Origin of the sequence: Muricauda sp. SCSIO 64092, from assembly GCF_023016285.1 — a bacterium.
Taxonomy (GTDB): domain Bacteria; phylum Bacteroidota; class Bacteroidia; order Flavobacteriales; family Flavobacteriaceae; genus Croceivirga.
This window is the reverse complement of record NZ_CP095413.1, coordinates 647,539-669,411: the sequence shown is the minus strand read 5'-3', so window position 1 is coordinate 669,411 and position 21,873 is coordinate 647,539. Positions and strand designations below refer to the sequence as shown.

The following is a 21,873-nucleotide window of genomic DNA, read 5'->3' as shown; positions in this document are numbered from 1 at the left end:
TTTTTAATTGTAGCTGCTCTCTACCATAGTGACTTTGGCGTCACCCCAAAGTCCTTCGATATCATAAAATTCCCTAGTATGCTTTTGAAAAACATGAACAACAACATTAACGTAATCCATTAAAACCCATTCTGCGTTGTCTGCGCCTTCAATATGCCAAGGTTTATCCTTAATTGATTTGCTGACCGTCTTTTGAATGGAAGATACTATTGCGTTGACGTGCGTGTTGGATGTTCCGTTACATACTACAAAGTAATCGCAAACTGTATTTTCTATTTCCCTTAAATCCAAGAGGTTTATATCTATCCCCTTTACTTCTTCAATTCCCGCTATGATTAAGGTAATTAGTTCATCTGCGCTAGCTTTGTTTTTCTGCATCCAAAAAATTTAATTTCTACAAAGTTATTACTTTTTTGTTTTGACCGACGGTGTTTTTAACATAACATTGAACGGTAAAAAGCATAGTTACATGCACATAATCAAACTTAATGCCATCGCTTCGACCAATGATTATTTGAAACAATTGGCACAGCAAAAAGACCTTGGGGATTTAACGGTTGTGGTATGTGACCATCAAACCAGTGGTAGGGGACAAAAAGGGAACAGTTGGGTTTCGGAAGAAGGTAAAAACCTTACTTTGAGTGTGTTAAAACGATTTTCCAACCTTGGGGCCAGGCAGGGTTTTAGTCTAAATTGCTTGGTTTCCCTAGCTATTTTTGATGTGTTACAGGAACTGTCAGTTCCTGATGTTAGGGTTAAATGGCCTAACGACATTATGTCAGTAAATAAGAAGATATGTGGCATTTTAATTGAAAATACGCTTCAGGGCACAACAGTGCAACAAAGTATTATCGGTGTAGGACTTAATGTGAACCAAACTAATTTTGGGGAACTTGCAAACGTTTCTTCCTTAAAGCTGGCCACAGGAAGGGACCATGATTTGGATGAATTATTGAGCAGGCTTTTACACTACATCGAGTTTCGTTTGAAATCCTTGGAAAAACTGAATTTTCAGGAAATCATACAACAATATGAAGCCGTTCTGTTTCGGATGGAAGCCAAAGCGGCATTTCGTGTGGGAAAAGGGCAACCATTCAAAGGCACGATCAAGGGCGTTACGGAAGGTGGCCAGTTAAAAATAGAGCGGGAAAACGGCCAAATGGAACACTTTAATTTTAAGGAAGTAACCTTTATTTATTGACCGATCACGTCCATATTGGAGGAGAGGGTCCCTATAAAATTGGTAATGGGACTTTTGATCATCATTGCCATCATTGCGTTGAATTCCCCTTCAAAACTTAGGGTGACCTCACTGGTATCCCCATCCATTTCTTGAATAGCTGCGGTTAGGGTAAATGAAAGTTTGCTACTGGCCGCTCCATAAATCACTTTGGAATTTGGGTATTTCTCCTTTAGGCGCAGCACAATTTCAGGCATTCCCTTTAGGGCAAATCTAAAAGTGTTTTCGTCCAAAACCTCGAACTTATCAATGTTTTCAGGCATAAGCTTTTCAAAGTTCCGGATGTCACAGAGAAAGTCAAAGACTTCTTTTGCACTGGTATTCAAACTTTTTTTAGGTGCTTCTATATACATAATTTACTTAAGGTTGCCATTGGTCCGGAGCCGTTCTCCATTCCATTAGCGTTTTTAATTGGGATTCTCGGATATACTGTGTTTGGGCAGCCTGCTCGATCAAATGCCCGTAATCGCTTAAGGTATGTAATTGGACATGTTCATTTTTAAAATTTTCGGTCGCCGTTTCAAAGCCATATGTGAAAATGGCCACCATGCCCTTTACCTCCAGTTTGGCTGATTTTAGGGCATTCACCGCATTAAGGCTACTTTTGCCCGTACTGATGAGGTCTTCAATGACCACCACACTTTGTCCGGGTTCCAAATGGCCTTCAATTTGATTCTGCCTTCCATGCGACTTGGGTTGGGGCCTCACATAAACAAAAGGTAACCCAAGGGATTCCGCGACCAGGATACCAATACCTATGGCGCCGGTCGCCACTCCGGCAATGGCATCGGGCTTTCCATAAATTCCCTCAACCTGTTTGGCCATTTCCTCGCGGACAAAATTCCGAATCTGTGGATAGGACAGAATTATTCGGTTATCACAGTAAATTGGGGATTTCCAACCGGAAGCCCATGTAAATGGACTTTCAGGACTCAACTTAATTGCATTAATTTGCAGCAACAGCTCAGCTGTTTTTTTAGCGCTGTTCTTGTCCAAAATCATTGCGCAAATGTATAAAGTTTTTGTAAATGAGTCTCCGTTGATTTTGACCAATCAACAACCGGACAACTCTTTGGGAAATGTTTTTACCCTTGAGGACAATGCCATAAATTACGCGATAACCGCTCTTGCCAAAAACCTTTTGGATACCGCCTATATTTTTGAACCGGGCAATGATATCCTTGAGAAGTTTACCAGTAAAATACCTATGATCGTTGCCGGAGGAGGATTGGTAAAAAATAAAAAAGGAAAAGTGCTCTTTATCTTTAGGGAAGGAAAATGGGACTTGCCCAAAGGGAAGCTGGACAAAGGGGAATCCATAGAGGCTGCCGCCGTAAGGGAAGTGGAAGAGGAGACCGGGGTAGAAAACCTTAGCGTAAAACGGTATTTGCAGACTACGTACCATATTTTTAGGAGAGGTGATAAATTCAAACTAAAAAAAGTGTACTGGTTTGAAATGTATACCGATTATTCGGGCAAGTTTGTTGCCCAGGAAGAGGAGGGCATAACCAAAGTAAAATGGAAAGGGCCCAAAAAAACGGAAAAGGCCCTTAAAAATTCCTACCGAAACATAAGGATCCTTTTTGAGGAAAATCTAATCTTTTAACAGGAGAGCGCCTTCACTACCCTTTAGTATGCGGTAAACGGGATACTGCAAGTGGGCGGACTCACCATGTTGGGAGTTCTTATAAATCCAAGCCAATTGGGCATACCAGTTTTCGGAAAAGTCCTTTTCTTTTGCTTTTTTAAGCTCAAAACTGTCTTTTAAAAGCACATTTTCCCCTAAAATCCTGAGGGCCAAATCTTCAAAAACGTAAGGGGAAAAACCTTCCTTTTGTTGCAGCACGGTATCAAAAAAGTTCCAGTTAAAAAAGGAATCGACCGCTTCCGGTTCCAAGGTTTCCAATACATAGCGGATCCCCTCTTGCCGTGTGGGAATTACGTAATCCCCTTTTTGCACACGGACCTCTATTTGGGATTTGGTCACCTGGGTGTTGTAATGCGGATAATGTCCTTCGTATGGTCTGGAATAGGTTTCATAGGATTTAATATGATAACTTTCAACACTTAGAAGCGTATCCTTTTCCACTTCAAAGTAATCAATATTGTTCGCAGCCAAACGATCAATGACCTTCTGCCACCCTTTTTTCAGAAGGTAGGCTTCCGGCACTTCAATGGTATCTTTGGGATAAAAATGATCATGATAGGGGATTTCCTTCTCAAAGGGCTTCGTTTTATCGTATCGTAATCTTGGCATACCGGTCAACTCGCTCAAAAGGGTATCTGCGGTAAAACCCTTAAAATTCAATTTTGTAACCTTAGTGGTGTCCAATACCCAATTCAATGGAAATCCTTTCAATTTTAGGGCCGATTCATTGGCCTTGGTCCTAAGGGATTTTATTTTTTCGTAGTCCCTATCCGTTATATCCACCATTTGCCGCAATAGCTCATAGGTACTTTCAACCCTAAGTTTGTAAGGTTTTAACATATGGGTTTCGACCATCATTCCCAAGGTACTCCATAGTGTAGTATACCCTGTGGAATATCTGGGATGGTCCATAAACTGAGAAAAGCCACCATCGGGAGGCCTATTGAATACATTGACGTACGGGGTGATCGCCAGTCCGTTATTTTGTAGTTCCATTTCCAGGGAAGGCATGAGTTCCTGATGCAAATAATTTCCCAATTCCCCACCCAGTTTATTGTGTTGGGTAAATAGATGGGTCAAAATATATTGATAGTCGGCACCATTGCTCACATGGTTGTCTATGAATATATCCGGTTTCAACAAATGGAAAATATCCACGAAAGTGTAAGCGTTTCGCGTGTCCATTTTTATGAAGTCCCTATTCAAGTCATAGTTTTGGGCGTTTCCCCGAAACCCATAGGTTTCGGGACCATTCTGATTGACCCTACTGGTACTGTTCCTATTCAACATTCCCCCTACATTGTAAACGGGAATGGAGGTTATGACCACGTTTTCTGGAGCGTCAATCCTCTTTTGGGCCAAATTCCTGAACAAAAGCATGGTGGCATCAATGCCATCCGGTTCTCCAGGGTGGATTCCATTATTGATCAGGACAATGCTTTTTTCCTGTCGTATTTTCTGAAAATTAAAATCGGCATTAGGATTGTACGTCACTAAATGCAAAGGGTGACCGCTATCGGTATCCCCTATGGTCTGAACGTTGATTTCTGGAAATTCCCTGGCAAGTAGGAGATAGAATTCAATTACCTGATCATAGGTTGCAGTTTGCATCCCGTTGGAATCCTCAAAAATTGTGGAAAAGGTCTTTTCATCCGGTTGGATTGAATCCTTACAGGAAAAAAGGAATGGAATTAGTAAAAAGACCAGATAGCGCGACTTCATGGGTTATTTTGACTACGGTGTAGTCAAAAGTAGAAGATCCACTGCTAGGAAGCCAAATTCATATTGTGGGTAACATCCCGTAAATCCAATTCATAGATTGGTTTGGTGATGAAATCGATGTGATGCCCGGTTTTTTTTACGTAGGACTTCCATTTTTGGCGATCCCTAACATCTATGGAGGAGGTGATGATCTTAATGTGTACTCCTGAAACACTTGGAAGTTTTAAGAATTCATCCAGGAACGTCCAACCATCCATGACGGGCATGTTGATATCCAAAAAAATGACCTCTGGCAACGCTGCCCCCTTTTTCAAAAGTGAAGATAATGCATCCAAGGCTTCCCTTCCATTTCTGAACTCTTCAATGCAAAGTTCCTTGCTGAACTTTTCCAGAAGCTTTCTCAATCCGAAAATGGTGATACTATCATCATCAACGATATAGACTTTATTAAGTTTCATCTTTAAAATATACATTAAACGTCGATCCTTTGTTTATTTGGCTATGGGCAACTATGGAACCGCCCATGGCTTCAATCTGGTTCTTGGTAATGTAAAGTCCAATACCCCTGGCGTCCGAATTGTTATGGAAAGTCTTGTACATTCCAAAGAGCTTTCTTCCATATTTATCCATATCAATGCCCAGTCCATTGTCCTTTACACTAAAAACAATTTGGTCTTCCTCTTTTTTGGTCGATAGTATAATTTCCGGATCCCTATCGGGATGTTTGTATTTAACGGAATTGGTAAGCAGGTTCAGGAGAATACTTTCCAGGTAGGCCGGTACTGCGTTCACATAGACCTTGTCAGAGATGGTATTCACGATCTTTGCGTTTTTCTGTTGTAAAAAAACAGCAAGGTTTTCCTGTACCTTGGTAATTTGCCCATTTAGGTTAATGGGTTTCTTTTCCAAATTTACATTTGTACTGATATGCACGACTTCGTTCAGGTTTTCCAGGGTATTCATTAGATTGTCCGAAGCCTTGGTCAGCATTTTCAAAATGTTTTTCTTTTCGGTTTCCTCATCCTCTTTTCCCAGGAAATTCAACAGCATGGAAAAATTTGCTGCATGGGAGCGTAGGTTATGTGAAACAATATGGGCAAAGTTGATGAGCTTTTTGTTCTGGATGGCGGTAACATTGATTAAATTGCTAAGTTGATTTTCCTTTTGTACAAGTTCGGAAATGTCAATACTGATTCCTATGAGTCCCTTGCTCTCCCCATTGCCGTTGAGCCAAGGTATTTTTGAAGTCAGGAAGGAAGTAGCGGTTCCATCCCTCTTTATACTGATCGTTCTTTTTCCAATAATGGGTTTTTGGGTTTTTATCACGTGCAAATCTTCATCCCTGGATATTTGGGCAATACGCTCATCGTATAATTCAAAATCCGTTTTTCCAATAATTTCCTCCTGATTTTGCACACCCAGATAATCACATTCCGATTTGTTCACCAAAACTTTTCTGGATTCCAAATCCTTTATATACAGGTTTAAGGGCAGATTATCAATGAGTGTCCTTAGCAATTCTTCACTCTCTTTGGTTTTGGTTTCCTGTTCAACTTGCTCGGTTACGTCCTGTATGGTCCCAATTAGTCTGGTTATCCTTCCATTTTTGTAAAGTGGTTTTCCGGCGGCAATAATCCATTTTCCGTTTCCTTTGGCCGTTTCTATCCGTAGTTTCTTGGACCAACTTTCCCCACGGTGTATCCCATTGTGGATCAGCATGGCAATGGTATTTCTGGAATGCCCTTGTTGATAAAAGTCAATGGCCGTTTCTACATTGGGTTTATAGTTCATGGTAACCTCATGAATTTTTTTGGTCATGGGAGACCATGTTAAGGTATCCGTTCCAATGTTGTACTCCCAGGTCCCTACTTTGGTAATTTCCGATTGATCCTTAAGAAGGTTTTCCAGTTTTTCATATTTCATTTCATTTTCCACCTTTTTGGTGATGTCCTCAATTTTACCGATAACCCCAATTACATTTTCTTCCTCGTCATACCATGGAATGTTCGTCCATTCGTACCAGTTTTCCTTCCCAGTACTGGTAATCCTGGTTTGAATACCGTACTCAGTATTTCCGTTAAGACAGCTCTCAAAACTATTTTTCCAAGGGGTATTGATTTTTTCCCCATAAAGATGAAAAATGGAAGTTCCTGTTTTTTTTTGCTGGGGGAATTCAAAATATTCCAACCACTTGTCGGAAATACCAACCAACCTAAAAGAAGTGTCCACAAAAGCTATGGGTTGGGGTAATTGCCTTACAAAATAACTAAATGAGTCGGTCTTTAAAGCTTTCAAATTGTAGGTTTTTAAGATATGGGACTCCTAACACATATGTAATTTCCTACAATTTTAATAGTATATCACTATATTTTTAAATATATGTTGTGTATGTGCGGAAACATGTTGTTTGCTTTCCCTTTTTGGTAAGGAAGTGAGGGTGAAATGTTATTTTTTAACGTTAAATCCAATTTTAGCTTCGGTGACCTGTAACGACTACGGTATCCGGAACAAGCCCTTTATAGTTGCCACCATTTCTAATTACATCCCTAACAATAGAGGAACTGATATAGGATTTTCCGGAGGAGGTGAGTAGGAATACCGTTTCAATTTCCGATAGCTTCCTATTGGTATGGGCAATGGCTTTTTCAAATTCAAAATCCCCGGGATTTCTAAGGCCCCTAAGGATGAAATCCGCATCAACTTCCTTGCAGAAGTCAACGGTCAACCCTTCATAGGTCACCACTTTTATTTTTGGCTCATCCTTAAAGGCCTCCACAATAAATTTTTGGCGTTCTTCCAAGGTGAACATGTATTTCTTGTCCGCATTGATGCCAATGGCTATAAAGAGTTCGTCAAAAAGGGTGATGCCCCGTTTTATAATATCGTAATGCCCTAATGTTAACGGATCAAAGGAACCTGGAAAGATGGCTCGTCTCATGTGTGGAAGGAATTTGACTAAAAATACACAGAATTTGCTATTTCAAAGCTTCTTCAATTGCACTTTCAAATAATTCGGATAGTGAAATTCCGGCTTCCCTTGCCTGTTGGGGAAGAATACTTTCCTCCGTAAGGCCGGGAGTTGTGTTTACTTCCAATAAATAGGGCTCATCCCCTTGAAAGATGAACTCACTTCGGGTATAGCCGGTCATTTTTAATACGCTATAGATTTTTTTTGCAATACGGGCCGCGTTTTGATACTGCGTGTCGGAGATTCTGGCCGGTGTAATTTCTTGGGACTTCCCTTGGTACTTGGCTTCATAATCAAAGAAATCATTTTCACTTACTATTTCCGTCATTGGTAAAACCTTGACTTTTCCCTTATAGGTAATTACCCCAACGGAGACTTCGGTCCCATGCAAAAAGGATTCAATGATGATCTCATCATCCTCCTCAAATGCCTTTTGGATGGCAGATGGCAATTCTTCCCCCAAATACACCTTGCTGATGCCAAAGCTGCTTCCCGCCCTATTGGCCTTTACAAAACAGGGCAATCCTACTTTTATAACGATTTCATTGGTGTTTATTTCCTCTCCTTTGTTCACGTAATAGGAGGTTGCACATTTTATGCCATAGGGTTTTAAAGTACTCAACAAGTCCCTTTTGTTAAAGGTCAAAGCTGCTTGATAATAACCACAGGAAGTTTGTGGTATGCCCAGGAGTTCAAAATAGGCCTGTAGCAGACCATCTTCCCCTGGGGTTCCATGTATGGCATTGAAAACACAGTCAAATTTTATTCTTCCATTGGGCAGGCTCAAACTAAAATCGTGTTTGTCGATTTCAACCCTCTCCCCAGTTTGCAGTTCGTGGTACCAGTTATCAGGTCCAATAACTATGTTGTACGTATTGAATATTTCATTGTCCAAATGCTGTTGGACCACAGTACCGCTTTTCACGGATATTGCGTACTCACTGGAATAACCCCCTATGATAATGGCAATGTTCTTTTTCACTTTGGTCGATTAAACGCCACCAAAGTAATTAAAAAAGGGCTGTTTTTCTATATTTGTCGGCAAACCATTTGGCATGAGGAATTTCCTGGATTTTCTGCGGAGCAGAACATTTTTGATTCAATTGGGCTTGGCAGTCCTGGTTTTTATTGCCATTTGTTTTATGACATTACGCTGGTTAAAAGGTAGCACCAACCATGGGGAGTTTGTTGAAGTGCCCGATTTTTCAAAAATGTCCGTAATGGATATGCGAAAAGCCGCCGAGGATGCCGGCCTGCGTTACGAGGTTTTGGATTCCACGAACTATGACCCCAATTATCCTAGGTTTTCCATTCTTGAACAGGATCCCCCCGCCGGGACCAAGGTCAAGGAAAACCGAAAAATCTATTTTACCGTGAACCCTTCGGGCTATAAAAAGGTGACCATCCCCAAAATTATTCAGGTTACCCGTCGTAATGCCACTTCCATGTTACGGGCAGTTGGGTTGGATGTACAAGGGGTTACCTACATAGACCAATTGGGAAAGGATATGGTCTACTATATCAGGTACAAAGGCAAAGAGATGAATCCTGGGGATAAATTGCCCAGAACTTCCAAAGTAGAATTGATTTGTGGGAACGGTACAATCCCTGGACGTGCCATCATAAAAGCAGAATCCCAAAACCAATGATGGATTCTGATACCTCCGATCTATCACAAGATGAGCTTTTTGAACATTACCGATTTGAGGCTTCAAAGGGGCAAGAACCGCTTAGGGTGGATAAATTTTTGATGAACTTCATTGAGAACGCCACGAGAAACAAGATTCAACAAGCGGCCAAACAGGGTCATATTTGGGTAAACAACAAGCAAGTAAAACAGAATTATCGCGTAAAGGCCGGGGACCAGGTAAAAGTACTTTTTGAACACCCTCCGTACGAGTTTTTGTTGACGCCGGAAGCTATTCCATTGGACGTGGTTTTTGAGGACGATCAGGTTTTAGTGGTCAACAAACCTGCTGGAATGGTAGTCCATCCGGGACATGGGAATTATTCGGGAACACTGCTGAATGCCTTGGTACATCACATTAAGGATTTACCCAACAATAGCTCTGGAAGACCTGGTTTGGTACATCGTATTGATAAGGATACCTCTGGTTTATTGGTCATCGCAAAAACGGATATGGCCATGGCCAATTTGGCACAACAGTTTTTTGAAAAATCCACCGAACGGGAATATGTTGCCCTGGTCTGGGGGAGCTTAAAAGAAGATGAAGGCACTATTGAAGGACCTATTGCCCGTAATCCCAAAAATAGATTACAAATGATGGTATTCCCGGAAGGGGAACAGGGTAAGGATGCCATTACACATTACAAAGTGTTGCAACGATTGGGATACGTGACCTTGGTTTCCTGTAAATTGGAAACGGGCAGAACACATCAGATTCGGGTGCATATGAAGCATTTGGGGCATACCTTGTTCAATGACGGGCGATATGGAGGGGATAAAATTTTAAAAGGAACCACCTTTACCAAATACAAACAGTTTGTGGAAAACTGTTTCAAGATTCTGCCAAGACAGGCACTCCATGCCAGGACCTTGGGATTTATTCATCCCACCACGGGGAAGCAACTACTTTTTGATTCTCAAATCCCTGATGATATTGCAAAATGTATCGAGAAATGGGAAGGATATGCCAAGCATCTGGATGGGTAGTATAGACATCTTCAATTCCATCATTGAAAACATATTGGGCATTGCTGAATAAGATTTTGATTTAGGTGTTATTTTTGAAGCATTAAATTGCTTAAGATGAAAATTGTTATTTCCCCTGCCAAATCGCTGGATTTTGATTCTGATCTGCCCACGGATAGATTTAGTCAACCTGAATTCCTGGGATTGTCGGAAAAACTAAATAAGGTCTTGGTAAAAAAGAAACCCAAGGTACTGTCCCAATTAATGTCAATTTCGGACAATCTTGCCCAATTGAATTGGGAAAGGAACCAACAATTCTCCATCCCATTTACCACAGAAAATGCGAGACCTGCGGTTTATGCCTTTAATGGCGATGTCTATCAAGGCCTGGATGCCTATTCCATACCCGAAAACAAACTGGAACAATTACAATCCACATTGCGAATCCTGTCCGGTCTTTACGGAATTTTGAAACCCTTGGATTTGATTCAACCCTATAGGCTTGAAATGGGTACCCAGTTAAAGGTTGGTCGTAAAAAGAACCTTTATGAGTTTTGGAAAAAAACATTGACCGCGCATTTAAATGCAGAACTTATGGACGGTGAACTTTTTATAAACTTGGCAAGTAATGAATATTTTGGCGCCATTGATGCCAAGGCCTTAAAAGTTCCCGTGATATCGCCGGTATTCAAGGATTGGAAGAATGATAAATTAAAGGTCATTAGCTTTTTTGCAAAAAAGGCACGTGGTTCCATGGTCCGATACATTCTGGACAACGATGCCCATACCCTGGATGATATCAAAGGATTTGATTATGATGATTACCAATTTAGTCAGGAACATACGGTGAAGGAGAACGAACCCGTATTTATTCGATAGAATAATTTAGCGGCAATAGCGTTGATTACATAAAGTGCTTTGCCATGAAAAATGTTGTACGGTCCCTATTGCTATTTTCCCTTGTCCTGGTTTCCCAGTCCTGTGATGATCGTGATGATAACCTAACCGGTCCCAACATTAGGATTCAAAATAGGAGCGGCCAAAATTTCTCACGTGTGGAGGTCCGGGTAGATACATTGTTCTATGAGAATGTTGCTGCAGATAGCTTTTCCGACTACATGGAATTTGATTTGGCATTTCAGCAGGATACCTTAAGGGTTGAAGCGGATTCCACAGTATTTAATTTTGTCCCGGATACCGTAACAAGTCCTTTGCCCATTGGTCTGTATACCTATCAATTGGATATTGATCAAGAAGGGGAACTGATCTTTAATTTTAAGATAGATTAGGCCTCAGTTTATTTTGCCTTTTCCGTACTGACCTTTTCCTCTACTGAAGTTCGTTTTTTTATTTTCCGTTTTCTTCTTGCCCCGAAAGATTTGTTCGCAATTTTTCCCCTTTTGGTCTTAATGTCCCCTTTTCCCATGATTTGTATTGTTTATTGTTACCGACTGGCCCGGAATCTGGTATTCCGTTTTTCCCTTAATTTAAGAAAAATCAATGGTTAAATAAAAATGGGGGATTCCATTACCTTTATGCCTTATGTTTTTACATCAGCACCCATATCCCCCATTTTTGTTCAGGGGTGTGGAAAAATTAATAGTTGGGACCTTACCTCCCCCCAGATTTACTTCGCGTAAACTAAAGGAAGGAGATGTGGATTTCTGCTATGGCAGTAGGGACGGACAGCTATGGCCCATTCTGGACAGGATTTTTCAATTGGGGCTGGTTTTTGAGACTACGGATAAGGCAATCCATCAACGGAAACAATTTCTTAGAAAATATAAGATCGGTATTTGTGACATTGTGGAACTTGCAGAACGTCAAAAGGTGGATGCTTCGGATTTGGGTATGCAGAATGTGCAACTTCGGGATATGCTTGGGTATCTCGAAAGATTTCCTACAGTCCACACCCTTTTGTTCACCGGGGGCAATAGTAAAAATGGGCCCGAGTATTTCTTTAGGAGACACCTAAAGGCACATGGGCTGCAGTTGGAACGCGTATCCGATCAGGTACCCCGGATCCATAAATTCTTACATCCTGCCACACAGAAAAGCGTTACGACCGTTTCCTTGATTGCCCCGTCCGGAGCGGCCAACAGGGCAGTAGGGAGCCTAAGGGAATACAAAGAACTTAAAAACGAAAATCCTGAATTCAATACGTTGGATTTCAGGGTGCTCCAATATCAAAAGTTTTTTTGATTTGCTCCCATCCTTTGTTAGGTTTGCAGGGTCACGGGCGTAATTTGTGATTTGGGTAAATTATACCAAAAAATCAGGGGTTTATAACGACCTTTAACCATCATCAATTCAAATAGGGTTTCGCATGAATGAAATGCAACGGTCCCAAAAGTTGGACGAGTTCAAAAAATCGATCACCAATAAATTTAAGATTTACAATAGTCTTTTTCTAAGTCTGCCCTATACGGATATGGAAAATGTGGGCATGTTGGTGCCCCTTCTTTTTGAGCAATGCAAGAAAGGACTTAAGTCCGGTAAAAAACCCCAGGATATTTTGAGTGACTTTTTCACACAATTTGTAGGGATTGAAGAGGAGCAGGCACAAATAGATTTCATGTTCCGCATTATACAATATGTGGAACGCCAAGTGGTCCTCTACGACAGTGTGGAGGATGCCGCCTTTCCCAAACTACAGGAATATACCAGTTCCCTTTCCATAAAGGATTATTTTGAATTGGTAGATCAAAACAAAAACTGGGATAAAATCGCAAAGAAACTTTCATCATTCAGTGCCAGGATCGTACTAACGGCACACCCAACGCAATTCTATTCCCCTTCGGTTTTGGATATTATTGCGGATATGCGCGTGCTGATTGATGAAAATCGTATTGATGATATTGATTTGACCTTACAGCAATTGGGCCTTACTTCATTGATAAATGCTAAAAAGCCTACCCCTTTGGATGAGGCCAAGAATATTATCCATATTCTCCGGAACACATATTACCAGGCCATTGGGGAACTTTTTCAATATGTAAAAAGTAATATTCGGGACAGTAATTTTGACAATTACAATATTATAAAACTCGGTTTTTGGCCGGGAGGGGATCGGGATGGAAATCCGTTTGTTACTGCCGATATGACCCGAAAAGTCGCAGACGAGCTTCGATTGACCTTAATGAAATGCTATTATAACGATTTAAAGGTCTTGCGGAGAAAACTCACCTTCAAGGGACTCCAAGAGTCTTTAAACGACTTGAACCTGAAGCTTTATAAAGCCATGTTTCAAGAGAACTTTTTGTTGTCGTATGCGGAAATTGCCGAAAAGCTGACCGAAATCAGACAGACACTCATTACCGATTACCATTCCCTGTACTTGGATGAATTGAATGCCCTATTGGATAAAGTACACATTTTCAAGACCCATTTTGCGGCTTTGGACATTCGCCAGGACCATAGCAAGCATTATTTGACCGTGGAGACCGTTTTAAGGCAGCAAGGAGCAATAACGGATTCCCTGGACGAGCTTTCCCAAAACGAATTGGTAAAATGGTTATTGGAGGGGGATGTTTCTTTGGATCCCAATGATTTTAGCGAAGATATCGTCAAAGAGACCATAATTAATATCAAGCAGTTAAAGGAAATCCAGGAAAGGAATGGTGAAGATGGATGTAATCGCTATATCATCAGTAACTCCGAGGACATTTTTGCAGTATTGTTTGTGTTTGGTCTGTTCCGATGGTGTGGCTGGAAGACCGAAGAGATTACCTTTGATATCATTCCATTATTCGAAACGATGAAGGGTATGGAAGCCTCGGAAGCGGTAATGCAAAACCTTTTTGATACTCCAATCTACAGGAATCATTTAAAACGTAGAAACGAGACACATACCATAATGCTTGGTTTTTCGGATGGCACCAAAGATGGCGGCTACCTAAAGGCCAACTGGAGCATTTTAAAAACCAAGGAGACCCTCAGTAAAATCTGTAAGAAAAATGGGATCAAGGCCATTTTCTTTGATGGTAGGGGAGGCCCACCAGCGCGTGGTGGGGGAAAAACCCATCGTTTTTATGCTGCACAGACCAAGGATGTGGCCAATCATGAAATCCAGCTGACCATCCAGGGACAGACCATTACCAGTACGTATGGGACCAAAGAGCAGTTTATCCATAATGCGGAACAATTGCTGACCGCAGGATTGAGCAACAATCTTTTTGGGAAGGAACATTTAATTCCCACTGCACAGCGGAAATTGATCGAAGAACTCTCTGAACTCAGTTACAAGAAGTACGAAGCGTTAAAACAGCACGAAAAATTCATTCCATATCTGGAACAGCGGAGCACTTTAAAGTATTATACCAGGGCCAATATTGGTAGTCGACCTGGAAAACGCGGCAATAAAAAACAACTGACCCTTTCCGATTTAAGGGCAATTTCCTTTGTGGGCTCCTGGAGCCAGCTGAAGCAAAACGTACCGGGTTATTTTGGATTGGGAACAGCCATAAAAAAGCTAAAGGAAGAAGGTCGATTTGGGGAAGTAAAAGCATTGTACAGGGACGTTCCCTTTTTTAGAGCACTAATGCACAACAGTATGATGTCCCTGGCCAAAACCAATTTTGATTTGACCAGTTATATGCGGGATGACCAAGAATTTGGTGGGTTTTGGAGCATTTTGAACGAGGAGTTTGAACTATCAAAAAAAATGCTCCTTCAGGTTTCCGGGCATAAAATCCTCATGGAGGATGAAGTGGTTTCAAGGGAATCCGTCCGTATACGGGAACGTATTGTGTTACCGCTGTTGGTCATACAACAAAATGCGCTGTACCACATCACCCAAGATTCCAATCTTAAGGAATTATACGAAAAGATCGTGACCCGTTCCTTGTACGGAAATATCAATGCCAGTCGTAATTCCGCATAACAAAAGCGTAAATTTTATAGGATAAGGCAACGCTTGGGTGGCGCAATGCGTCTTTAGTATTGAACCAACCTTTTGGCATCTTGAAACCGGAACGACTACATTATATCGATTGGCTGCGTGTCCTGGCCTTTATGACCTTAATTCTATTTCATTGTGCGGTACCTTTTGTGGAGCACTATACCTGGGAAATCAACAATACGGAAACTTCCCCTTGGATAACACGGATCATTAGGTGGGTACATCAGTGGCGATTGCCCATGCTCTTTTTTATATCTGGGGTAGGGGTGCGGTTCTCATTGCGCAAACGGAGCATCCCCAAGTTTATGGGCGAGCGTTTTGTACGATTGCTTGTTCCACTCGTTTTTGCCATTTTTTTCATTACTCCCATTCAAGTATATTTTGAATGGTTGCAAAAGGGCCGGATAACGTCCGGTTATATGGAATTCTACCCTTCGGTCTATGAAATAGTTCCCTATCCCGATGGTTCGTTTACATGGAGCCATATGTGGTTTGTGGCCTATTTGTTTGTTTTTACCATTTTATTGCTACCAATTTTCTCCATGGCAAAAATTAAATGGTTCAACAGGTTCAGGAAAATGATCGGTCCAATTTTTGGAAATCCCATCGCCCATCTTGTTTTGGCAACCCCCTTTGTGCTGTATATTTTTTGGTTGTATATCGACTGGCCCGAACAGGGAAGTCTTATCAACGACTGGTATGTTTTTATTTCTTCGATTACATTTTACGTGTTGGGGTTTTTTCTTGGGGCCATTCAGAATTTCTGGGATACCTGTTTGAAGTATCGAAGGATGTTCCTAGTGGTCGCCCTTACCATGGCAATCGTACTTTTCGCAAGGTACTACTGGAACTGGGAACTCAATAAACCAAAGGAGCAGGATATGGACCTTTATGTTTATGGCCTTTTAAATGATCTGCATATTTGGACCATTATCCTTGCTGCCATTGGCTACGCTATGAAATACCTCAATTTTTCGAACAAGAACTTAAGTTATCTCAATACAGCGGTATATCCCTTTTACATCACGCATCAGGCGGTTATTGTGGCCTCGGGATACTACATATTGGAATGGGATATGGGCATTTTACCAAAATTGCTGCTTCTAGTGCTGGTGTGTTTAACAGCTATTTGGTCGTTGTACCATTTCATCATTAGAAAAACCATACTGACAAGGGTATTGTTCGGCATGCGATGGAATTATGGGAACAAGCCATGATTTCATCTTAATGCTGGCCTTTTGCACCACTTTTTTATGGGTTGGCTTAAGAAGTAGCGTGCTTTTTTACTTTGTCGCTTTCCAAGGATTGTAAGACTCCTTTAACTGCCGTTTCAAAAGCGCTTTTTTGCATTGGTTTTGTCAAAAAATATTGGATGCCATATTGCCGGGCCCTGGACGAAAACTTTTCCCAGGAGGAATTCAGGACAATGGCTGCAGGTATTTGAATCTGATCCAATAATTCAAAAGCATTTAGATTGTCCAAAAGAATGTCCATAAAAACAATATCCACATTGTGCTCGTAGATTGCTTTAATACCTTCATAAGGGTCGGAATATGCTCCTATCAATTGCAATTTTGGATGATTTTGTACTAGGAATGAAATAGCTAGGCGATGTACTGAAGAGTCATCTATGATAACCGTTTTATAGTTCATGGGATTAAATTTGGGTAGTTTAAAGCTACTTTCATCAGCTCCCACATCTAAATATATAGGTTAAATCCTACAAATATTCGATAAAAATACGTATTTCCGGGATTTGGACCATATTACGGAATCTTAGGTATCGATAAATGGGATTATTTATCCGGTCTATGACTTAATAGGGAATGGAATGCCCTTATGCCATAAGCCAATTGTCCAATTTTTAAATTTTCGTTTGGGCTATGTTGGTTATTATCGGGATTGACCATTGGTATTATAAAAGCCGGTATTTTCAACTCGTTGATAAAAGGGGCGATGGGTACCGTACCTCCCATAATCCGAATCTGTACGACTTCTTCGCCAAAAGTGCTACGTAAGGTGTTTATCAAAAACTTCCCATAGGCATTGTCAAAACTGGTTCTAAAGGCATCGGTAACACCGCCTTCGGTAACCGTGACTATTTTCTCATGGGCCAGGCGTTCCTCTTTGTTGGGCACATGGTCCAAAACATGAAATCCCTGTTTTTTAATATGGTCTTTGACCAGACGTTTTAACCGATTGCCATCCGATTCCGGTACCAGCCGCAGGTCCAGCTCCGCCGTGGCGCTTTCGGGAACGATGGTCCTGACCTTTTCACCGATCCATCCGGAGCCGAGACCTCTTATGTTCAGGCTTGGATATTGCAAGGCCTCTTGGTAAAAACTCCCTACTTTTTCATGGGTTTTAAACTGTAGTTGCTCTGAAATGGCCACAGCATCATCGGGCACGCTTTTGAGAATGGTCTGGGTTTCTTCATTTAATGAAATACCCTCATAATACCCAGGTATGGTCACACGGCCTTCAGCATTTTTCATAGTGGCCAGAAGTTGGGCCAATTGAAACCCCGGGTTTGGGGCATAATTTCCATAATGTCCACTATGTTGGGGTTTGAAAGGGCCATGGGTTGTCAATGTAAGCGTGGTAATCCCCCGGCAGCCATAAATGATAGTGGGTTTTCCCGAAGCGTGCATTGGTCCGTCGTGGATCAATAAAAAATCGGCTTGCAATAGCTCTCTGTACTGCTTTACGGCATTGGGCAACGGTTTACTGCCTTTTTCCTCTTCCCCATCCAGAATCACCTTGACGTTAAAGGGAAGCTCCGTTTCCTCTTTTTTTAGGAGGTCCAGGGCATGTAACAACATCACAATGGGACCCTTGTCATCTGAAGTGGAGCGGCCAAAAAGCCGCCAATCGTAATTGATGTCCTCCCCCAGTTCCTCAAATTTCATCTTCTCAAAAGTATCACCATCAGGTTTTTTAAGGACCACTTTATAGGGATCGGGCTGATTCCATTTAGAGGCATCCACGGATTGCCCATCAAAATGCATATAGATCAATACCGAAGGTTTGGTATCGTCCATGGGAAGGGCCGCAAAAAATAGGGGCAGGTTGTCGGTATCCAATACTGCGGTATTGAATCCCCGTTTTTCAAATTGCTTTTTGAGCCAAAAGATATTATCGTCAATATCACTGGGATTTAGGGCGTCATTGGGTATGGCAATAAAATCCCTTAAATCCCTGATCGCCTCGGCTACCTGTGACTTTAAAGCGGTACTGTCCAATTCTTGGCCAAAGCCAAATGTCAACACCAGGGAGCAAACAAAAAAAAAGCTGCGTTTCATCTAAATTTCAATCAAAAAAGTAAGAAAATACACCAATTGTCGTTCATAGACCAAGAATTCATTCATTTTGAATACGACTCTTGATTCATCTGCTAAAGATAAAAAAGTGCTTGTTGCAATTAATCGCTCGAGCATAATTTTTCATGTACTCATTATTTTGGTGTTGGCCGGATTGGCCACCAATTTCTTCACGGAATACCAACTGGGGGGATTTAACAGATATGCAGTAAAGCATTTAGTGGTGTTTTCAATTATTCTGATTTCGTCCGTCATATGGAAATTAAAGGGGATGACCACCAGTTTGCTGTTCATTATTATGGTCTATATCAATATCCTCTCGTCCACGATATATTTACCTTTTCGGGTTGCGGACGTAAATCTGAACTTTGAGGCCTATTTTTCGAGGGTGGAGATGATTGTTTTTGTGATGGGCCTTTTATTGGCGGTTTTTGAAAAACCATGGCACCAATTTGTGGTTATTGGTTATAATACCATATTCATCATAGCCTGTGCCATGTTATATCCTGATCTGTCCATTGGGAAATACATCCTTGCGTTCATTATGATTTCATCCGTTGCCGCGGTCAGCTTCTTTGTCTTCAGCAAGGTCATACGGTTGCAGAACGAGCTGCAGGGACAGCATCAATTGGTCAGTCTTCAAAATGAGGAATTATTGGAGCTTACCTCATTCCGGAAGGACATTATGAAAATAATTGCCCATGACCTTAGGACACCGATACATCAAATTTCGATGCTGACCACCATTATTAGAAATTCAAATTCAAAAACCGATAGGAACAGTTATTTGGACTTATTGCAACAATCCGTAGACAAGACCTACGGCATGTTGGACAATTTATTGAACTGGTCCATGCAAAATGACGAAACCTTAAAGTCCTATATGGATATTAACCTCCATGAGCTGATCGAAGAGATACGCAGTCAGTATTCACAAAACCTGAATGAAAAGGAATTAAGTCTGGTCAATGCTGTGGATACCGATTTCAATCTGTTTTATTCCAAGGAGGTCTTTCAAACGGCAATCCGAAATTTGATTACCAATGCCATTAAGTTCTCACCACAAAACCAACGGATTCTGGTCGATAATATGGAGGATGAGAACCATTTTAGCTTAAGGGTTCATAATAGTGCCGAAGCAGTAGATGAAGAAAAGCTTTCCAAAATCAATACTGGCCAAATGGTGACCAGTTCCCTTGGTACTAAAAAGGAGAAGGGATCTGGAAAAGGGCTTTTTATCTGTAAGCGGATGCTCAAGAACAATAATGCCCGTCTAAAATTGTCCAAAAGTAAGACAGGCGTATTGGCGGAAATTCAAATTTTTAAGTCCATACCTATAAATCACGGTTTAAGTGTTGTTCAGTAATCATTTTTTTGATTAATCTTGTTGCCATCGAAATTTATAGCTTACTTAAGAGCTATAAGAAGATGAAAACATGGGGGTAACCGTTGTTCCAGAGTACGGCAGTCAATGGTGCAATGGGATTTACCCATTTTTGTTTCATATGAACATTAAACTGCCAAAGTATTTTTGAATGATGAATCGATTTGATGTATTACGGTCAAGATGTGCAAAAAGCAACCCCATACTATTTTTTGTGCTAATTGTTTCGATAATGGTTTCTGGTTGTGGCTCCGATAATGAAGCTCAAGATAGCATTACGGGAACGTTAATAGTTGTGGTAAGCACATCCGATGGAACTCCGGAACCAAATGCAAGTGTAACCCTTATCCCTGGAAATAGCACGCTCGTTACCGATGATCAAGGGACAGTTAGGTTCAATGATTTGGAACTGGGTACTTATCAAGTTACCGTTGAATTGTCCATGGATTCCAATTCTTTCGTGGAAGGTTTGATTTACGAATTCAGTGTAACCCTTTCTGAGGAAAATGATACGGAAACATTGGAGGTCGAGGTTATAGATCCTGTTCAAACCATCCAAGAAACCGACCCGGATATTGACGTTTTACTGGCCAATACCGGCCGATGAGATTAACTTAAACCCAAATGTTGTCCAAAACCCGGGCTATTAAACGAAATTGAATTTGCCCCTTATCGGATTGTTTTGATGAAATCCCCAATCTTTTCAATCCCATTTTCGGTTAAATGCTTAATAAATGCAGACCCAATAATGGCCCCTTTGGCTTTCGCCGTGGCCGCCTCAAAGGTATTCGCATTACTAATGCCAAACCCCACTATCTGGGGATTGTTGAGATTAAGTTTGGCAATCCGTTGGAAGTATTCCCGCTGTTCCTCACCAAAGCCATCCTTGGCACCGGTGGTGCTTGCCGAACTGACCATATAAATAAAACCGTCCGAGGCATTGTCGATTGCACGAATGCGGTCTTCGCTGGTCTGTGGGGTAATCAAAAAGACGTTGATAAGATTGTATTTTTTGTAAATGGCTTCGTAGGCTTCTTTATAGACATCCAGGGGAAGATCGGGCATAATAATACCATCGATCCCAATTTCAAAGCATCTTCGACAAAAAGCCTCGACCCCGTACTGTAGCATTGGATTAAAATAGCCCATAACGATCAAGGGAATGGAAACGGATTTCCGTATGTCCTTTAATTGTTCAAATAGCAGTTCGGTGTGCATACCATTTCCCAGTGCAGCTGTGGAACTTTTCTGAATGGTAGGCCCATCTGCCAACGGATCGCTAAAAGGAAGGCCTATTTCTATCATATCCACTCCGGCCCTCTCCAATTCCTGAATTATTGGAAGGGTATCATCCAATTTTGGATATCCCGCGGTGAAGTAAATGGAGAGGAGTTTTTTGTTCTCCTGGAGCTTGGCTTTTATTCTGTTCATTTGTTATTTTTTTTCTAAGATGAAATCCTTTGCTCTAATTTTAGTCTTTATATCCTATAAAATTTCTCCTTATCACAAAAATTAATTGATTATAGGATTGTTTACTTTCGAATTTTTGTTTTTTGCTAGATATTAGGTAATCGATTAAGCTTTTTAATAAGCCACCAATTCCTATTAAGCCAATTGCAGTCAAAATGTCTTGAGTGGTCATTTCTTATTAATTATTGAATATCCAATGAACTATTCTTGTCATTCCGCACTTGATGCGGAATCCATTAGTCACACCAATCTTGTGCTAAATCATCCCATTCAGGATTTTCTTCTTCAATTAACTCAATTTTCCACTGTCTTTTCCACTTTTTAATCCGTTTCTCCCTCAAGATGGCATCATTTACATATTGATAAACCTCAAAATATACTAACCGATTCAATCCATATTTTTTTGTAAATCCTTCAATTAACTTGTTTTTGTGTTCGAAGACTCTTCTTTCCAAATCATTTGACATTCCAATGTAAAGTGTACCGTTTTTATGATTGGTAAGGATATAGATATAATATTGATGGACATTTTTTATCATGAACTGGATTCCTGCTTTTGCAGGAATGA

At 41.0% G+C, this 21,873-nt stretch carries 25 protein-coding genes; 12 read left to right on the top strand and 13 right to left on the bottom strand.

The genetic code is table 11. The annotated features are described in order from the left end of the window. Positions 1-3: 3 nt before the first annotated feature. Entirely contained in the window at positions 4-378 is a 375-nt protein-coding gene (rsfS, locus tag L0P88_RS02610; protein WP_158779713.1) for a ribosome silencing factor, read from the bottom strand. Between the two features lie 91 nt (positions 379-469). Here rsfS and L0P88_RS02605 point away from each other — a divergent pair, with 91 nt between their 5' ends. Continuing rightward, the gene (locus tag L0P88_RS02605; protein WP_247133080.1) at positions 470-1,201 is read left to right on the top strand and encodes a biotin--[acetyl-CoA-carboxylase] ligase; all 732 of its coding nucleotides are present in this window, start codon (positions 470-472) and stop codon (positions 1,199-1,201) included. On the opposite strand, the gene L0P88_RS02600 is transcribed toward L0P88_RS02605, so the two are convergent. Together L0P88_RS02600 and pyrE are read right to left on the bottom strand one after the other, a co-directional pair. Further along, on the bottom strand, positions 1,195-1,593 hold the full coding sequence (locus L0P88_RS02600; protein WP_247133079.1) for an SRPBCC family protein: 399 nt from the start codon (positions 1,591-1,593) through the stop codon (positions 1,195-1,197). The genes L0P88_RS02605 and L0P88_RS02600 overlap by 7 nt on opposite strands. Before the next feature lie 7 nt (positions 1,594-1,600). Further along, positions 1,601-2,242 carry an orotate phosphoribosyltransferase gene (gene pyrE / locus L0P88_RS02595; RefSeq protein ID WP_247133077.1) on the bottom strand — a complete coding sequence of 214 codons (642 nt, stop codon included), beginning with the start codon at positions 2,240-2,242 and terminating at the stop codon, positions 1,601-1,603. Between the two features lie 7 nt (positions 2,243-2,249). Between pyrE and L0P88_RS02590 the strand changes: the two genes are divergently transcribed. Further along, positions 2,250-2,846: an NUDIX hydrolase gene (locus L0P88_RS02590; RefSeq protein ID WP_247133075.1), complete on the top strand. Its 597-nt coding sequence runs from the start codon at positions 2,250-2,252 to the stop codon at positions 2,844-2,846. Here L0P88_RS02590 and L0P88_RS02585 read toward each other — a convergent pair. The 5 genes from L0P88_RS02585 to L0P88_RS02565 form a co-directional block, all read right to left on the bottom strand. Continuing rightward, a complete protein-coding gene (locus L0P88_RS02585) occupies positions 2,835-4,610 on the bottom strand; it encodes a M14 family metallopeptidase (RefSeq protein ID WP_247133073.1) in 1,776 nt (591 codons plus the stop codon). The two genes, L0P88_RS02590 and L0P88_RS02585, sit on opposite strands and share 12 nt — an antisense overlap. 44 nt (positions 4,611-4,654) lie before the next feature. After that, positions 4,655-5,068, bottom strand: coding sequence for a two-component system response regulator (locus L0P88_RS02580; protein WP_247133072.1), 414 nt, complete (start codon positions 5,066-5,068; stop codon positions 4,655-4,657). Continuing rightward, a complete protein-coding gene (locus L0P88_RS02575; protein WP_247133070.1) occupies positions 5,058-6,905 on the bottom strand; it encodes a PAS domain-containing protein in 1,848 nt (615 codons plus the stop codon). The genes L0P88_RS02580 and L0P88_RS02575 overlap by 11 nt, the downstream gene beginning before the upstream one ends. Before the next feature lie 175 nt (positions 6,906-7,080). After that, positions 7,081-7,548: a pantetheine-phosphate adenylyltransferase gene (coaD, locus tag L0P88_RS02570; RefSeq protein WP_247133068.1), complete on the bottom strand. Its 468-nt coding sequence runs from the start codon at positions 7,546-7,548 to the stop codon at positions 7,081-7,083. Between the two features lie 37 nt (positions 7,549-7,585). Next, a complete protein-coding gene (locus tag L0P88_RS02565; protein WP_247133067.1) occupies positions 7,586-8,560 on the bottom strand; it encodes a D-alanine--D-alanine ligase in 975 nt (324 codons plus the stop codon). Positions 8,561-8,633: 73 nt separating this feature from the next. Between L0P88_RS02565 and L0P88_RS02560 the strand changes: the two genes are divergently transcribed. From L0P88_RS02560 to L0P88_RS02545, 4 genes are all read left to right on the top strand, one after another. Beyond that, positions 8,634-9,227, top strand: coding sequence for a PASTA domain-containing protein (locus L0P88_RS02560; protein ID WP_247133065.1), 594 nt, complete (start codon positions 8,634-8,636; stop codon positions 9,225-9,227). Then, the gene (locus tag L0P88_RS02555; RefSeq protein WP_247133064.1) at positions 9,224-10,252 is read left to right on the top strand and encodes an RluA family pseudouridine synthase; all 1,029 of its coding nucleotides are present in this window, start codon (positions 9,224-9,226) and stop codon (positions 10,250-10,252) included. Before L0P88_RS02560 ends, L0P88_RS02555 begins: the two co-directional genes overlap by 4 nt. A 96-nt stretch (positions 10,253-10,348) precedes the next feature. Beyond that, complete coding sequence (gene yaaA / locus L0P88_RS02550) at positions 10,349-11,110, top strand: peroxide stress protein YaaA (protein ID WP_247133063.1); 762 nt, start codon at positions 10,349-10,351, stop codon at positions 11,108-11,110. A 44-nt stretch (positions 11,111-11,154) separates the two neighbouring features. Continuing rightward, positions 11,155-11,520 (top strand): hypothetical protein, encoded by a 366-nt coding sequence (locus L0P88_RS02545; protein WP_247133062.1) that lies wholly within the window; start codon positions 11,155-11,157, stop codon positions 11,518-11,520. 8 nt (positions 11,521-11,528) lie between these two features. Here L0P88_RS02545 and L0P88_RS02540 read toward each other — a convergent pair whose 3' ends face one another. Further along, positions 11,529-11,657 carry a 30S ribosomal protein THX gene (locus L0P88_RS02540; protein WP_247133061.1) on the bottom strand — a complete coding sequence of 43 codons (129 nt, stop codon included), beginning with the start codon at positions 11,655-11,657 and terminating at the stop codon, positions 11,529-11,531. A 116-nt stretch (positions 11,658-11,773) separates the two neighbouring features. Here L0P88_RS02540 and L0P88_RS02535 point away from each other — a divergent pair, with 116 nt between their 5' ends. The 3 genes from L0P88_RS02535 (at position 11,774) to L0P88_RS02525 (ending at position 16,348) form a co-directional block, all read left to right on the top strand. Further along, complete coding sequence (locus L0P88_RS02535; RefSeq protein WP_247133060.1) at positions 11,774-12,433, top strand: uracil-DNA glycosylase family protein; 660 nt, start codon at positions 11,774-11,776, stop codon at positions 12,431-12,433. Between the two features lie 133 nt (positions 12,434-12,566). Then, positions 12,567-15,113: a phosphoenolpyruvate carboxylase gene (locus L0P88_RS02530; RefSeq protein ID WP_247134828.1), complete on the top strand. Its 2,547-nt coding sequence runs from the start codon at positions 12,567-12,569 to the stop codon at positions 15,111-15,113. Positions 15,114-15,193: 80 nt separating this feature from the next. Next, complete coding sequence (locus tag L0P88_RS02525; RefSeq protein ID WP_247133059.1) at positions 15,194-16,348, top strand: acyltransferase family protein; 1,155 nt, start codon at positions 15,194-15,196, stop codon at positions 16,346-16,348. A gap of 46 nt (positions 16,349-16,394) precedes the next feature. On the opposite strand, the gene L0P88_RS02520 is transcribed toward L0P88_RS02525, so the two are convergent. Continuing rightward, complete coding sequence (locus L0P88_RS02520; protein WP_247133058.1) at positions 16,395-16,784, bottom strand: LytR/AlgR family response regulator transcription factor; 390 nt, start codon at positions 16,782-16,784, stop codon at positions 16,395-16,397. Between the two features lie 143 nt (positions 16,785-16,927). After that, positions 16,928-18,433, bottom strand: coding sequence for a M20/M25/M40 family metallo-hydrolase (locus tag L0P88_RS02515; RefSeq protein ID WP_247133057.1), 1,506 nt, complete (start codon positions 18,431-18,433; stop codon positions 16,928-16,930). 106 nt (positions 18,434-18,539) lie between these two features. Here L0P88_RS02515 and L0P88_RS02510 point away from each other — a divergent pair, with 106 nt between their 5' ends. The 3 genes from L0P88_RS02510 (at position 18,540) to L0P88_RS24110 (ending at position 20,485) form a co-directional block, all read left to right on the top strand. After that, positions 18,540-19,817 carry a sensor histidine kinase gene (locus L0P88_RS02510; RefSeq protein WP_247133056.1) on the top strand — a complete coding sequence of 426 codons (1,278 nt, stop codon included), beginning with the start codon at positions 18,540-18,542 and terminating at the stop codon, positions 19,815-19,817. A 169-nt stretch (positions 19,818-19,986) separates the two neighbouring features. Continuing rightward, positions 19,987-20,442 carry a carboxypeptidase-like regulatory domain-containing protein gene (locus L0P88_RS02505; RefSeq protein WP_247133055.1) on the top strand — a complete coding sequence of 152 codons (456 nt, stop codon included), beginning with the start codon at positions 19,987-19,989 and terminating at the stop codon, positions 20,440-20,442. Next, the gene (locus tag L0P88_RS24110; RefSeq protein ID WP_409557718.1) at positions 20,411-20,485 is read left to right on the top strand and encodes a RagB/SusD family nutrient uptake outer membrane protein; all 75 of its coding nucleotides are present in this window, start codon (positions 20,411-20,413) and stop codon (positions 20,483-20,485) included. The genes L0P88_RS02505 and L0P88_RS24110 overlap by 32 nt, the downstream gene beginning before the upstream one ends. A gap of 19 nt (positions 20,486-20,504) precedes the next feature. Here the strand turns inward: L0P88_RS24110 and trpA are convergent, their stop codons facing one another. Beyond that, on the bottom strand, positions 20,505-21,266 hold the full coding sequence (trpA, locus tag L0P88_RS02500) for a tryptophan synthase subunit alpha (protein WP_247133054.1): 762 nt from the start codon (positions 21,264-21,266) through the stop codon (positions 20,505-20,507). A 275-nt stretch (positions 21,267-21,541) separates the two neighbouring features. After that, complete coding sequence (locus L0P88_RS02495) at positions 21,542-21,844, bottom strand: GIY-YIG nuclease family protein (RefSeq protein WP_247133053.1); 303 nt, start codon at positions 21,842-21,844, stop codon at positions 21,542-21,544. Between the last annotated feature and the right edge of the window lie 29 nt (positions 21,845-21,873).

Coding starts and splice junctions, on each gene's coding strand:
- rsfS (WP_158779713.1), bottom strand. CDS start 378: ATGCAGAAAAACAAAGCTAGCGCAGATGAACTAATTACCTTAATCATA.
- L0P88_RS02605 (WP_247133080.1), top strand. CDS start 470: ATGCACATAATCAAACTTAATGCCATCGCTTCGACCAATGATTATTTG.
- L0P88_RS02600 (WP_247133079.1), bottom strand. CDS start 1,593: ATGTATATAGAAGCACCTAAAAAAAGTTTGAATACCAGTGCAAAAGAA.
- pyrE (WP_247133077.1), bottom strand. CDS start 2,242: ATGATTTTGGACAAGAACAGCGCTAAAAAAACAGCTGAGCTGTTGCTG.
- L0P88_RS02590 (WP_247133075.1), top strand. CDS start 2,250: ATGTATAAAGTTTTTGTAAATGAGTCTCCGTTGATTTTGACCAATCAA.
- L0P88_RS02585 (WP_247133073.1), bottom strand. CDS start 4,610: ATGAAGTCGCGCTATCTGGTCTTTTTACTAATTCCATTCCTTTTTTCC.
- L0P88_RS02580 (WP_247133072.1), bottom strand. CDS start 5,068: ATGAAACTTAATAAAGTCTATATCGTTGATGATGATAGTATCACCATT.
- coaD (WP_247133068.1), bottom strand. CDS start 7,548: ATGAGACGAGCCATCTTTCCAGGTTCCTTTGATCCGTTAACATTAGGG.
- L0P88_RS02560 (WP_247133065.1), top strand. CDS start 8,634: ATGAGGAATTTCCTGGATTTTCTGCGGAGCAGAACATTTTTGATTCAA.
- L0P88_RS02555 (WP_247133064.1), top strand. CDS start 9,224: ATGATGGATTCTGATACCTCCGATCTATCACAAGATGAGCTTTTTGAA.
- yaaA (WP_247133063.1), top strand. CDS start 10,349: ATGAAAATTGTTATTTCCCCTGCCAAATCGCTGGATTTTGATTCTGAT.
- L0P88_RS02545 (WP_247133062.1), top strand. CDS start 11,155: ATGAAAAATGTTGTACGGTCCCTATTGCTATTTTCCCTTGTCCTGGTT.
- L0P88_RS02540 (WP_247133061.1), bottom strand. CDS start 11,657: ATGGGAAAAGGGGACATTAAGACCAAAAGGGGAAAAATTGCGAACAAA.
- L0P88_RS02535 (WP_247133060.1), top strand. CDS start 11,774: ATGTTTTTACATCAGCACCCATATCCCCCATTTTTGTTCAGGGGTGTG.
- L0P88_RS02530 (WP_247134828.1), top strand. CDS start 12,567: ATGCAACGGTCCCAAAAGTTGGACGAGTTCAAAAAATCGATCACCAAT.
- L0P88_RS02520 (WP_247133058.1), bottom strand. CDS start 16,784: ATGAACTATAAAACGGTTATCATAGATGACTCTTCAGTACATCGCCTA.
- L0P88_RS02515 (WP_247133057.1), bottom strand. CDS start 18,433: ATGAAACGCAGCTTTTTTTTTGTTTGCTCCCTGGTGTTGACATTTGGC.
- L0P88_RS02505 (WP_247133055.1), top strand. CDS start 19,987: ATGATGAATCGATTTGATGTATTACGGTCAAGATGTGCAAAAAGCAAC.
- trpA (WP_247133054.1), bottom strand. CDS start 21,266: ATGAACAGAATAAAAGCCAAGCTCCAGGAGAACAAAAAACTCCTCTCC.
- L0P88_RS02495 (WP_247133053.1), bottom strand. CDS start 21,844: ATGATAAAAAATGTCCATCAATATTATATCTATATCCTTACCAATCAT.